General features: G+C 58.4%; 10 protein-coding genes. 7 read left to right on the top strand and 3 right to left on the bottom strand.

Going from position 1 to position 12,243, the window contains the following annotated elements; all coding sequences use genetic code 11:
- Positions 1-7: 7 nt before the first annotated feature.
- The 6 genes from tkt to fba all read left to right on the top strand — a co-directional run bounded on the left by tkt (position 8) and on the right by fba (position 6,368).
- Positions 8-2,005 (top strand): transketolase, encoded by a 1,998-nt coding sequence (tkt, locus tag HV782_RS27165; RefSeq protein WP_186748648.1) that lies wholly within the window; start codon positions 8-10, stop codon positions 2,003-2,005.
- Positions 2,006-2,156: 151 nt separating this feature from the next.
- Complete coding sequence (epd, locus tag HV782_RS27160; RefSeq protein ID WP_123469467.1) at positions 2,157-3,209, top strand: erythrose-4-phosphate dehydrogenase; 1,053 nt, start codon at positions 2,157-2,159, stop codon at positions 3,207-3,209.
- Between the two features lie 12 nt (positions 3,210-3,221).
- On the top strand, positions 3,222-4,385 hold the full coding sequence (locus HV782_RS27155) for a phosphoglycerate kinase (RefSeq protein WP_123469465.1): 1,164 nt from the start codon (positions 3,222-3,224) through the stop codon (positions 4,383-4,385).
- 34 nt (positions 4,386-4,419) lie between these two features.
- Positions 4,420-4,641 (top strand): hypothetical protein, encoded by a 222-nt coding sequence (locus HV782_RS27150; RefSeq protein ID WP_186748649.1) that lies wholly within the window; start codon positions 4,420-4,422, stop codon positions 4,639-4,641.
- Between the two features lie 57 nt (positions 4,642-4,698).
- On the top strand, positions 4,699-5,031 hold the full coding sequence (locus tag HV782_RS27145) for an MliC family protein (protein ID WP_123469463.1): 333 nt from the start codon (positions 4,699-4,701) through the stop codon (positions 5,029-5,031).
- Positions 5,032-5,303: 272 nt separating this feature from the next.
- Positions 5,304-6,368, top strand: a complete 1,065-nt coding sequence (gene fba / locus HV782_RS27140) for a class II fructose-bisphosphate aldolase (RefSeq protein WP_007913760.1) — start codon at positions 5,304-5,306, stop codon at positions 6,366-6,368.
- A gap of 99 nt (positions 6,369-6,467) precedes the next feature.
- Here fba and HV782_RS27135 read toward each other — a convergent pair whose 3' ends face one another.
- From HV782_RS27135 to HV782_RS27125, 3 genes are all read right to left on the bottom strand, one after another.
- Positions 6,468-6,779: a hypothetical protein gene (locus HV782_RS27135; RefSeq protein WP_128614836.1), complete on the bottom strand. Its 312-nt coding sequence runs from the start codon at positions 6,777-6,779 to the stop codon at positions 6,468-6,470.
- Between the two features lie 1,434 nt (positions 6,780-8,213).
- Positions 8,214-8,576 carry a DUF6124 family protein gene (locus HV782_RS27130; RefSeq protein WP_186748650.1) on the bottom strand — a complete coding sequence of 121 codons (363 nt, stop codon included), beginning with the start codon at positions 8,574-8,576 and terminating at the stop codon, positions 8,214-8,216.
- Positions 8,577-9,100: 524 nt separating this feature from the next.
- Positions 9,101-9,769 (bottom strand): polysaccharide lyase family 7 protein, encoded by a 669-nt coding sequence (locus HV782_RS27125; protein ID WP_123469457.1) that lies wholly within the window; start codon positions 9,767-9,769, stop codon positions 9,101-9,103.
- Between the two features lie 319 nt (positions 9,770-10,088).
- Here HV782_RS27125 and HV782_RS27120 point away from each other — a divergent pair, with 319 nt between their 5' ends.
- The gene (locus tag HV782_RS27120; RefSeq protein ID WP_123469455.1) at positions 10,089-12,212 is read left to right on the top strand and encodes a putative bifunctional diguanylate cyclase/phosphodiesterase; all 2,124 of its coding nucleotides are present in this window, start codon (positions 10,089-10,091) and stop codon (positions 12,210-12,212) included.
- Positions 12,213-12,243: the final 31 nt, after the last annotated feature.

Here is a 12,243-nt window from a genome sequence, read left to right as displayed (position 1 = left end):
ATCAGCGATGCCTAGCCGTCGTGAGCGTGCCAACGCCATTCGTGCCCTCAGCATGGATGCCGTGCAAAAAGCCAACAGCGGCCATCCCGGTGCCCCTATGGGTATGGCAGATATCGCCGAAGTGCTTTGGCGCGACTACCTCAAGCACAACCCGAGCAATCCATCGTTCGCCGACCGTGACCGCTTCGTGCTGTCCAACGGCCACGGCTCGATGTTGATCTACTCGCTGCTGCACCTGACCGGTTACGACCTGTCGATCGACGACCTCAAGCAGTTCCGTCAACTGCACAGCCGCACCCCGGGTCACCCGGAATTCGGCTACACCCCGGGCGTTGAAACCACCACCGGCCCGCTGGGTCAGGGTCTGGCCAACGCTGTCGGTTTCGCCCTGGCAGAAAAAGTCCTCGGCGCGCAGTTCAACCGTCCTGGCCACAACATCGTCGACCACCACACCTACGTGTTCCTGGGTGATGGCTGCATGATGGAAGGCATTTCCCACGAAGTCGCTTCCCTGGCCGGTACGCTGGGTCTGGGCAAGCTGATCGCCTTCTACGATGACAACGGTATCTCCATCGACGGCGAAGTCGAAGGCTGGTTCACCGATGACACCCCGAAGCGTTTTGAATCCTACAACTGGCAAGTGATCCGCAATGTTGACGGTCACGACCCGGAAGAGATCAAGACCGCCATCGAAACCGCACGCAAGAGCCCGCTGCCGACCCTGATCTGCTGCAAGACCACCATCGGTTTCGGTTCGCCGAACAAGCAGGGCAAGGAAGACTGCCACGGTGCCCCGCTGGGTGACGCGGAAATCGCCCTGACCCGCCAGGCGCTGAACTGGAACTACGGCCCGTTCGAAATCCCGGCCGACATTTATGCCGAGTGGGATGCCAAGGAAAAAGGTCGCGCCGCCGAAGCCGAGTGGGATCAGCGTTTCGCGGCCTACTCCGCTGCGTTCCCGACCGAAGCCAACGAGCTGATCCGTCGTCTGAGCGGTGAGCTGCCGGCTGACTTCGCTGAAAAAGCCTCGGCGTACATCGCTGAAGTCGCGGCCAAGGGCGAAACCATCGCCAGCCGTAAAGCCAGCCAGAACACTCTGAACGCGTTCGGCCCGCTGCTGCCGGAAATGCTTGGCGGTTCGGCTGACCTGGCCGGTTCCAACCTGACCCTGTGGAAAGGTTGCAAAGGCGTCAGCGCTGAAGATGCCAGCGGTAACTACATGTACTACGGCGTGCGCGAGTTCGGCATGACCGCGATCATGAACGGCGTGTCCCTGCACGGCGGCCTGGTGCCTTACGGCGCGACCTTCCTGATGTTCATGGAATACGCCCGCAACGCGGTGCGCATGTCGGCGCTGATGAAGAAGCGCGTGATCCATGTCTACACCCACGACTCCATCGGTCTGGGCGAAGACGGCCCGACGCACCAGCCGATCGAACAACTGACCAGCCTGCGCACCACGCCGAACCTCGACACCTGGCGTCCAGCCGATGCCGTGGAATCGGCCGTGGCCTGGAAAAACGCTCTGGAGCGCAAGGACGGCCCATCGGCGCTGATCTTCTCGCGTCAGAACCTGCAACACCAGGAACGCGATGCCGGCCAGATTTCCGACATCAGCCGCGGTGGCTACGTGCTGAAGGACTGCGCAGGCGAGCCTGAGCTGATCCTGATCGCCACGGGTTCGGAAGTCGGTCTGGCCGTTCAGGCCTTCGACAAACTGACCGAGCAAGGCCGCAAGGTGCGTGTGGTGTCCATGCCGTGCACCAGCGTGTTCGATGCTCAGGACGCTGGCTACAAGCAATCGGTGCTGCCGTTGCAGGTCAGCGCACGTATCGCGATCGAAGCGGCACACGCCGACTTCTGGTTCAAGTACGTGGGCCTGGAAGGTCGCGTGATCGGCATGACCACCTACGGTGAGTCGGCGCCGGCTTCGGCATTGTTCGAAGAGTTCGGTTTTACCCTGGAAAACATCCTGGGTCAGGCTGAAGAGCTGCTGGAAGACTAAGTCCGACAGTTGTGTTGTCTGGGCTGACGCCTTCGCGAGCAAGCTCGCTCCCACATTGGAATGCAGTTCCCTGTGGGAGCGAGCTTGCTCGCGAAAGCGTTGGTTCGGGCAACGTCGCACTGCCTGATTCACCACGGTAATCGAGAACCCCATGCCTCAACCGCGTCCCTACAAAGTTGCACTCAACGGCTACGGCCGGATTGGTCGTTGCGTCTTGCGTGCGTTGTTTGAGCGAGGCGAAAAAGCCGGGTTTGAAATTGTCGCAATCAACGATCTGGCGGACATGGCCAGCATCGAATACCTGACACGCTTCGACTCCACGCACGGCCGCTTTCCCGGCGAAGTGCGAGTAGACGGCGACTGTCTGCATATTAATGGCGACTGCGTGAAGGTTCTGCGCAGTGCCACCCCCGAAGGCATTGATTGGGCGTCGCTGGGCGTCGATCTGGTGCTCGAATGCTCCGGCGCTTACCACACCCGTGAAGACGGCCAGCGGTTCCTCGACGCCGGTGCGCCACGGGTATTGTTCTCGCAGCCGATGGCCAGCGAGGCGGATGTCGACGCCACCATCGTCTACGGCGTCAATCAGGACTGCCTGACCGGCGACGAACTGCTGGTGTCCAACGCCTCCTGCACCACCAACTGCGGCGTGCCGCTGTTGCGCTTGCTGGACAAGGCGATCGGCCTCGATTACGTGTCGATCACCACGATTCACTCGGCGATGAACGATCAGCCAGTGATCGACGCCTATCACCACGAGGACCTGCGCCGCACCCGTTCGGCGTTCCAGTCGGTGATTCCGGTGTCCACCGGTCTGGCGCGTGGTATCGAGCGCCTGCTGCCGGAACTTGCCGGGCGAATTCAGGCCAAAGCCGTACGCGTGCCGACGGTCAACGTGTCCTGCCTCGACATCACGATGCAGACCGCCACGGCGACCGATGCCAATGAGGTCAACCGGATCCTGCGCGAAGCCGCCTCCAGCGGCCCGCTCAAAGGTCTGCTGGCTTACACCGAGCTTCCCCACGCAAGCTGTGATTTTAATCATGACCCACATTCGGCCATCGTCGATGCCAGTCAGACCCGTGTTTCCGGCCCCAGGCTGGTGAACATCCTGGCCTGGTTCGACAACGAGTGGGGGTTTGCCAACCGAATGCTGGACGTTGCAGAACACTATCTGCAAACAGCAACTTCAAAAAAACCGTAGGAAGTGCGACCCATGACCGTGTTGAAGATGTCCGACCTCGATCTGCAAGGTAAGCGCGTATTGATCCGCGAAGACCTCAACGTCCCAGTCAAGGACGGTGTTGTCACCAGCGATGCGCGTATCCTGGCTTCGCTGCCGACCATCAAGCTGGCCCTGGAAAAAGGTGCGGCCGTGATGGTCTGCTCGCACCTGGGCCGTCCGACCGAAGGCGAGTTCTCCGCCGAGAACAGCCTCAAGCCAGTCGCTGACTACCTGAGCAAGGCCTTGGGCCGTGAAGTGCCGCTGGTGGCCGATTACCTGGGCGGCGTTGACGTCAAGGCCGGCGACATCGTGCTGTTCGAAAACGTGCGCTTCAACAAAGGCGAGAAAAAGAACGCCGACGACCTGGCCCAGCAATACGCCGCCCTGTGCGACGTGTTCGTGATGGACGCCTTCGGCACCGCACACCGCGCCGAGGGTTCGACCCACGGCGTGGCCAAGTTCGCCAAGGTGGCCGCTGCCGGCCCGCTGCTGGCCGCTGAACTGGACGCACTGGGCAAGGCGCTGGGCGCACCGGCCAAGCCGATGGCGGCCATCGTTGCCGGTTCCAAGGTCTCGACCAAGCTCGACGTACTCAACAGCCTGAGCCAGATCTGCGATCAACTGATCGTTGGCGGCGGCATCGCCAACACTTTCCTCGCAGCGGCCGGTCACCCGGTCGGCAAGTCGCTGTACGAACCGGATCTGCTCGACACCGCGCGCGCCATCGCTGCCAAAGTCAGCGTGCCACTGCCGGTTGACGTAGTCGTCGCCAAAGAATTCGCGGAAAGCGCCGAAGCGACCGTGAAGCTGATCGCTGACGTCGCGGCTGACGACATGATTCTGGACATCGGCCCGCAAACCGCGGCCAACTTCGCCGAACTGCTGAAGTCGTCGAAAACCATCCTGTGGAACGGCCCGGTCGGCGTGTTCGAATTCGACCAGTTCGGCAACGGCACCAAAGTGCTGGCCCAGGCCATCGCTGAAAGCTCGGCATTCTCCATCGCGGGCGGTGGCGACACTCTGGCGGCGATTGATAAATATGGCGTGGCTGAGCAAATCTCCTACATTTCCACCGGGGGTGGCGCGTTCCTCGAATTCGTCGAAGGCAAGGTGCTGCCGGCCGTTGAAGTCCTGGAAAGCCGGGCCAAGGCCTGAGGCCGCCCGTTTGGCCAGGCAAAGGAGTGTTTTCATGGTCAAGTCGTTAGCGCTGTTGTTGCTGACCGGTACGCTGACGGCCTGCGGGAGTAACCCGAAGGCCGAGGCGACGCCTGCGCCGGGTGCGGCGCAGAAAGGCTGCTATCAGGCCGACTGGCAGGCCGAAACCAACCCGGTGCTGAACAAGCGCTCGGGGCCGGACGGTCTGGACAAATACGAGACGCAAACCCCGGCCAAGGAACATGGTTGTCCTTGACCGGTCTGACTCTATAACTCAGGGCTGACGGCGTGCGCCTTCAGTCGAGGAACACGGATGAAAGGCTTGATCGCCATTGCGGCGTTGGCATTGTTGGGCGGTTGCGCGCAGATGAACCTGTTCCAGCCCTCCGCCCCGGCGGATAACTGGACCACCTGGACCTGCGACAGCCAGGCCAAAGTGCTGTGGCGCTACGCCGATGCCGGCCAGAAGGAAGTCGACGTTCGACTCGGCGGCGGTGATCAGGTCTATCGCCTGAAAGAAGAGCCGGGCGCCTCGGGTACGCTGTACAGCGACGGCATGCTGGCGTTTCACCTCAAGGGTGACGAAGGCCTGGTGTACTGGGTCGCCACCAATGACCTGATCGGCCGGGGCTGCAAGGCGCAGTAATTGACACAACACAGATCCAATGTGGAAACCGTTCCAACTGTGGGAGCGAGCTTGCTCGCGAAAGCGGTGGATCAGCTTGCATCAATGTTGAATGCCAAGCCGCATTCGCGAGCAAGCTCGCTCCCACAGGTGTTCTGTGTCGTTCAGAAGATTTAGGTAACACCGAATCACCAGACCGGGCCTCGACCCCCGATCTGCAATCACTTGAATAGCCGCCGCCGCTCCGGCAGGCTGGCACGATTAACGACCCTCAACCGGGAGAGAGACACACAATGGCACTTATCAGCATGCGCCAGATGTTGGACCACGCAGCCGAGTTCGGCTACGGCGTTCCAGCCTTCAACGTCAACAACCTTGAGCAGATGCGCGCCATCATGGAAGCCGCTGACAAGACTGACTCCCCGGTGATCGTCCAGGCTTCGGCCGGCGCCCGCAAATACGCTGGTGCACCGTTCCTGCGTCACCTGATCCTGGCCGCGATCGAAGAATTCCCGCACATCCCGGTGTGCATGCACCAGGACCACGGCACCAGCCCTGACGTCTGCCAGCGCTCCATTCAACTGGGCTTCAGCTCGGTGATGATGGACGGCTCGCTGGGCGAAGACGGCAAGACCCCGACCGACTACGACTACAACGTCCGCGTTACCCAACAAACCGTGGCCATGGCTCACGCCTGCGGCGTTTCGGTAGAAGGCGAGCTGGGCTGCCTGGGTTCGCTGGAAACCGGCATGGCCGGTGAAGAAGACGGCATCGGCGCCGAAGGTGTTCTGGATCACAGCCAAATGCTGACCGATCCGGAAGAAGCCGCTGATTTCGTAAAACGCACTCAGGTCGATGCCCTGGCCATCGCCATCGGCACCAGCCACGGCGCCTACAAGTTCACCAAGCCACCTACCGGTGACGTGCTGGCGATCGACCGTATCAAGGAAATCCACAAGCGCATCCCGAACACCCACCTGGTGATGCACGGTTCCTCGTCCGTGCCACAAGAGTGGCTGGCGATCATCAACCAGTACGGCGGCGACATCAAAGAAACCTACGGCGTACCGGTTGAAGAAATCGTCGAAGGCATCAAGTACGGCGTGCGCAAGGTCAACATCGACACCGACCTGCGTCTGGCGTCCACCGGTGCGATGCGTCGCCTGATGGCCACCAACCCGAGCGAATTCGACCCACGTAAGTTCTTCGGCGCCACCGTGACCGCAATGCGTGACGTGTGTATCGCTCGTTATGAAGCGTTCGGCACTGCCGGTAATGCTTCGAAGATCAAACCGATCTCGCTGGAAGCGATGTACCAGCGTTATCTGAAGGGTGAGTTGAACGCCAAGGTTAACTAAGCCTGAGCGTTAGACTGGTTTAAAAGAAACCCGCCGTGAGGCGGGTTTTTTTGTGTTTTTTAGAGGTGAATGATTTCCCCTTTGAAGTTGCAGGAAGCCTTAAGTTCGCCCAAGTCCAAAACCTTGATAAGTCCAGACGCCGTTGGGGCCTGCATAGTTACGGCCTCCAGTTAAGGTGTTGAAATCTGAAGTGTTAAATGTCCAGCTTTCCGCGTTTTCTCCAATTGTCCCTGTCAGCATAACCGTTGTGGAGGTTGCGCCAATGGTTTGATGTCCTGTCAGTGTGCCCGTGGGGCCGCTAACACTGGCGGTTGCTGTTACTGCTCCACCGATGTCATCACTGTAAGTGACATACAGATAAATGTTGGATCCGCCATAGGCGCCATAGAAGTTACCAACGAGCTTGCCCATTATAAAAATCCTTTTCGTGCGGTTAATAGTGGATGGTGGGAAGTGTTTTGTCGCTTTGCCTGTTTTTGCTAGTTGCGGAGTTGAAGTTAAACGGTGTCTTGTACTTCGTCACCTGTCAGAGTTGACAGGTTTTAATGTTGTTTCGCGATAAGCAATGGTTTTTATATGGGCGTAATTAGAGCTACCTTGGAGTCACATATGTAAAATCCGCCGGCCAGGCGCGCGGTCCTTTCAAATCGACCGGAATTGACACCGTATCGCTACTAAAGGCGGGAGTTGAATTCTATATTCCATAGAGCGGATCGTGCGGTGGCTAATTCGAATTCGATATTGATACCTGTCAGGTTTGACAGTGGTCGTTTTTATTGTTTGCGCACAGGCTTGGGGTTCAACTTGGTAATGGAGGACTGACTCATGAGCAAGAAGGATTTACCACCGAAAGAGAAAGGTCCGGCACCCGTAACGATTCCGCCGGAACCAGCGTCATCGACAGAGGTAATCAAAAACTCGAGGGGACCGGCGCCCTATACGCTTCCCAAGCAACCGGAGTGAAAGCAAGGACCGAAAACCTGCAGCCATGCGTAATGCTGTTTATTTAAATATTTGAACTCACGCTGGGCTTTCTGGAAATCCGGTGCCGGACCTGTGGCATCGGATTTTTTTGTCCGCTCAGCAGGTCCTGATCTCGGCTAACTTTAAACTTCTGCGACGTGGGAGCGTTCATCTACCCATGAACGAAGGTTTAAGTTTTTTAATATGTACTAAGGCTGAGGCTGGTTATTCGAATTTGATTTGTTAGACCTGTTATTTCTGACAGTGGTCAATGCTGAAAAGCTACGTGATTATATGAATTCATTCACGAGAGGATTTCGAAATTACAAATAATCACGAAATGGGTATGGGTGTGCCGCTGGGTGACGTGCCAGTGGGTATCTCCCCCTCCCGGTCTGAGAGTAAGGACTCAGGAAAAATCGCAATGACAGCGCCGGTGTTGGACACGAAATTCAACAAATGGAACCACCCACCTGCAAATAGTTGCACCTGTGGGTGTGGGGGAGGCTGGAGCACCTCGCCAGACAGTCTTATTAAATAAAAAATGAACAGCGCTTATGGACCTTCCATTTTGTTACTGGCTTTTCCATAAAGAAACCCGCCTTGTGGCGGGTTTCTCTTTAAGTGTCTGAAATAAAGTAATGTTCTATGGATAGAGGAATTGGCGGCGAATCACGGTGCCAAGTATTAATCATTTGTCGAGCAGTGATCGCTGGCACGATTACCGGTACTGCCGCTCAGGCTTCGAAGTTCAAGCCGATCTTGCTGGAAGCGATGTACCAGCATTATCTGAAGGGTGAGTTGTACGCCAAGGTTAACTGAGCCTGAGCGTTAACCCGCCGGTTCAGGAAACCCGCCCAGAGGCGGGTTTTTCGTGGAGGGCTAGTGCTCCAACTCCACATGATCGAGTGCCTGATTCACCGCCAGTTCACCCAGCATGACCACTTGCGCAATGCCCAGTGCAGTCTTGCGGTGCGAGGTATCGAGCGTTGCGGCGAAGTTGTTGAGCATTTCGCTGGCGGAGCCCAGGGTTTCGCTGGCGTTGGCCAGCAGGGATTCGGTGTTGTACTTCGGGTTGGCGAGGTACATGGGGTCGGGTTTATGCGTGCTCGCCATGATGAGGGCGGCGGGGTTGAGGTAATGGTCAAGGGCGCGTTCGGCGGCGTCGCTGAGTTTTTTTGAGTCGAGGGATTCGTAAGGGGAAGCCGGGTCGGTGACCGGCGGGTGAGGCGTTGATTTAGTCATTTGCTCGAAACCTGATTGGAGTGCTCCCGCTCTGGCTACTAATCAAAGTGGAGGCAACTGTACGCAGGTTAGTAGACCGGGGTTTCGAGCAAGCCGGCGCACCCGGAGGTGCCCTGCGCACAGCTGCCATCGAGCGCAGGAATCGAAATCCCTGACTGACAGATGCTTGTGCACAACGCTTGAAACCTCGGGCTACTAAACCCGATCACTGGAAATCAGTGACGCGAATCAAGTTACCGACGGCCCGCCAGGCGCACAAGCCGGCGGATTCTGGCGTACCCGTAGGCATCGACGCAAGCTGTTGTAGGCATCCGGAAGTAACCGCATGAGCCTTTAAACAAAGGTGTTTAAGTGGCGTAGGCGAGGGCCTTGTGGCGAGGGGATTTATCCCCGATGGACTGCGCAGCAGGCCCCAGCTTTCAGTGCAGAGCGGGGGCCAATGCGCGACCCAACGGGGATAAATCCCCTCGCCACAGGTTTTTACCAGACCCCGAGCATCGGGGGGGGCAGTGCTAGTCATGCTGTTATTTGTCGTGGTCGATATCCAGTTTGCTGAAGGTCACCTGGCCACCTTCGCTGGTGTAGCCCGTGTTGTCCTGCACATACACGCCGGCCTTGAAGTACAGCGGCTTGTTGCGCCACGTGGCGCTGATTTGTGAATCCCACTGGTAACCCGCCGCACTCACACCCAGTGCGCCGCCGGGGCTCAAGTGGATGAGGTAGTTGAATTCGTTGTTCAGTTTGATCCCGGTGGCCAGGGTGATAACGCGGCTTTCGTCGTCATCGGGGTGCATGCGCACCTTGATCACCAGGTTGCCGGTCGCGGTTTTGGTCTTGTACTGGTATTCGAGTTTGACCATCGGCTTCTGGCTTTCGTAGGCGTGGATCTGGCCAATGACGATCTTGCCGGAACTGGGGACCTTGTTCACCGCGAGGGTGGCGCGCAGCAGGTTGTCGGCGTCGGGGTAGTACCAGTTGCGCAAGGTGCCGTTGCTGAAGGTTTCGCGCAGTTCGGTGCGCGGGTAGATGGCGTTTTCGGTTTTTGACCCGGTGACCGGTGACCAGAAAAACAAGGTGCCGGTGTCGGAATGGAAGTATTGATCTTTGAAGCCGTTCACCAGTTTGGAGGTTTCGACGGTGTATGGCGGGCTGCCAACGGGAACGCTGAGGTTCCAGGTTGCGAGATCGATCATGTCGGTTCTTCCACTCGGTTCATCCTGTACGCGGGTGCCAGAAGCTCTAGCTCGCGCCTTTTGGGGCGGCCTTTATAAGCGTAGAGAGATTTTTTGTTAATGCCCGCTTGGCGGATGATTGACGTCAACATCCTGTCGAAATGCCATCTCTGCCGGTTTCCGGGGGCTTCAGCGGTGACCGTTAGTCGGCAAACTCACGCTTTGGTTAAATGATGGCTTGATGACAGCTTCTGCTTTTTCGGATCCACGACTAGAGTGAAGGCTCGATGTGTGTACGGTTTTACCGGAATCGCCCTGAAGTCCCGACAAGAGAAGCAGCATGGAATGCGCGCAACCCCCGCCAGGTGAAGGCAGCTCTGTCCTTTTGATCGTTGATGATTACCCTGAAAACCTGATCAGCATGCGCGCGTTGCTGCAACGTCAGGATTGGCACGTCATCACCGCAGCCTCCGGTTTCGAAGCGCTCAATCTGCTGCTCACTCACGATGTCGATCTGGTGCTGCTGGACGTGCAGATGCCGGGCATGGACGGCTTTGAAGTGGCGCGGTTGATGCGTGGCAGCCAGCGCACGCGCCTCACGCCGATTATTTTCCTGACCGCCAATGAACAATCCCAGGACGCCGTGATCAAGGGCTATGCCAGTGGTGCGGTGGATTACCTGTTCAAACCCTTCGACCCGCAGATCCTCAAGCCGAAAGTGCAGGCGTTGCTGGAACACCAGCGCAATCGCCGGGCCTTGCAGCGTTTGTCCCATGATCTGGAGGTGGCCCGGGCCTTCAATGCGTCGGTGCTGGACAACGCGGCCGAAGGCATTTTGGTGCTCGGCGAGGATGGCTTGATCCGCTTCGCCAACCCGGCGATTTCACGGTTGCTCAATGCGCCGGTGAAGGAGCTGGAGGGCAAGGAATTTCTCGATTACCTGCAGAAACCGCACATTCCGTTGTGGGCCGATTCTGAATTCAAGGGCAGCTACAAACGCGGCGAAACCCTGCGCCTGCATGACGCTTTGCTGCGTACTGCTCCGGGCCAGCAGGTGCCGGTGGCGCTGTCCTGTGCGCCGTTACCCGCCGAACAGCAGGCGATGGTGGTCACGGTGCTGGATATGTCGGTGGTGCGTCATCTGCATCAGCAGCTGGAATTTCAGGCCGTCACCGATCCACTGACCGGGTTGCTCAATCGTCGCGGCTTTTATCAGACGGTGGAAAACCTGTTGTTGCGTGGCGAACGCAATGACAGCAGTTGGGTGTTGCTGTACCTGGACCTCGACGGTTTCAAACGCGTCAATGACTCGCTCGGGCATGATGCCGGTGACCGCGTACTGCGCTGGGTGTCCGAGCAATTGAAGGCGTGTTTGCGCCCGTTCGATATTCTTGCGCGCATGGGCGGCGACGAGTTCACGGCGTTGCTGGATCTGGAGTTTCCCGAGCAGGCGGCGAAGATTGCCGAGAAGCTCATCGAGCGTGTGTCGATCTGTCAGCAAATCGAAGGGCTGGACATCGCCCTCGGCGCCAGCATCGGCATCGCCACTTATCCCGATTGCGGATCGAATCTGGATGGCTTGCTGCGTGCCTCCGACATAGCCATGTACGAAGCCAAGCGCGCCGGACGTCAGCAATATCGTTTTTACGATCACGAAATGAACGGCCGGGCCCGCTCACGACTGATGCTCGAAGAAAGCGTGCGCAGCGCCATCGAGAACCGCGACTTCAATCTGGTCTATCAGCCGCAAGTAGCGATCGACACCGGGCAGATTCGTGGCTTCGAGGCGCTATTGCGCTGGCAGCACCCGAGCGTCGGCGATGTGCCACCGGGCCTGTTCCTGCCGTTGCTGGAGGAGGCGCGGCTGATCAGCCGCCTCGGCAGCTGGATTTACCATCGTGGCGCCGGCCAGCGCAAAGCCTGGGAAACCCTGTTCGCCGAAGATCTGGTCCTGGGGGTGAGTTTGAGCAACACCCAGTTCAGCCTGCCGAATCTGGTCACCGAGTTGCGTCAGGTCATGGAGCGACATGCCTTGCAGCCGCGGCAGCTGGAGGTCGAGGTGACCGAAGAAGCCTTGATGCAAAACCCCGATGAAACCCGCAAGCAACTGCGCCTGCTGCGTAATCTCGGGGTGCGTGTGGCACTCGATGACTTCGGCTCCGGACCCTGTTCGCTGGCGCATCTGCGTGATCTGGAACTGGATACGCTCAAGCTCGACCGCCATCTGATTGCGCGCTTGCCGGACTCCCAGCGCGATGCGTCGCTGGTCAGTACGGTGATCAATCTGTGCAAACAATACGGTTTGCTGGTGATCGCCGAGGGGGTCGAAACCATTGAGCAGTACCAATGGCTGCAAGCTCATGGCTGCGAATACGTGCAGGGTTTTCTTGTGGCACGGCCATTGATCGCCGAAGACGCCGCCAGTTTCGCCGAGCCCTTCGACTGGAGCGCGCTGCCCGGTTGAATTCGCTACACTGGCGCACCTTTTTGCGAAC

It is taken from the genome of Pseudomonas monsensis (genome assembly GCF_014268495.2).
GTDB lineage: Bacteria > Pseudomonadota > Gammaproteobacteria > Pseudomonadales > Pseudomonadaceae > Aquipseudomonas > Aquipseudomonas monsensis.
Note: the sequence above shows the minus strand (reverse complement) of the source record. Positions and strands in the feature narration are given on the sequence as shown.

Bases quoted from the DNA above. Each gene is read 5' to 3' on its own strand.
- epd (WP_123469467.1), top strand. From the start codon at position 2,157: ATGCCTCAACCGCGTCCCTACAAAGTTGCACTCAACGGCTACGGCCGG.
- fba (WP_007913760.1), top strand. From the start codon at position 5,304: ATGGCACTTATCAGCATGCGCCAGATGTTGGACCACGCAGCCGAGTTC.
- HV782_RS27130 (WP_186748650.1), bottom strand. From the start codon at position 8,576: ATGACTAAATCAACGCCTCACCCGCCGGTCACCGACCCGGCTTCCCCT.
- HV782_RS27150 (WP_186748649.1), top strand. From the start codon at position 4,420: ATGGTCAAGTCGTTAGCGCTGTTGTTGCTGACCGGTACGCTGACGGCC.
- HV782_RS27155 (WP_123469465.1), top strand. From the start codon at position 3,222: ATGACCGTGTTGAAGATGTCCGACCTCGATCTGCAAGGTAAGCGCGTA.
- HV782_RS27125 (WP_123469457.1), bottom strand. From the start codon at position 9,769: ATGATCGATCTCGCAACCTGGAACCTCAGCGTTCCCGTTGGCAGCCCG.
- tkt (WP_186748648.1), top strand. From the start codon at position 8: ATGCCTAGCCGTCGTGAGCGTGCCAACGCCATTCGTGCCCTCAGCATG.
- HV782_RS27145 (WP_123469463.1), top strand. From the start codon at position 4,699: ATGAAAGGCTTGATCGCCATTGCGGCGTTGGCATTGTTGGGCGGTTGC.
- HV782_RS27120 (WP_123469455.1), top strand. From the start codon at position 10,089: ATGGAATGCGCGCAACCCCCGCCAGGTGAAGGCAGCTCTGTCCTTTTG.
- HV782_RS27135 (WP_128614836.1), bottom strand. From the start codon at position 6,779: ATGGGCAAGCTCGTTGGTAACTTCTATGGCGCCTATGGCGGATCCAAC.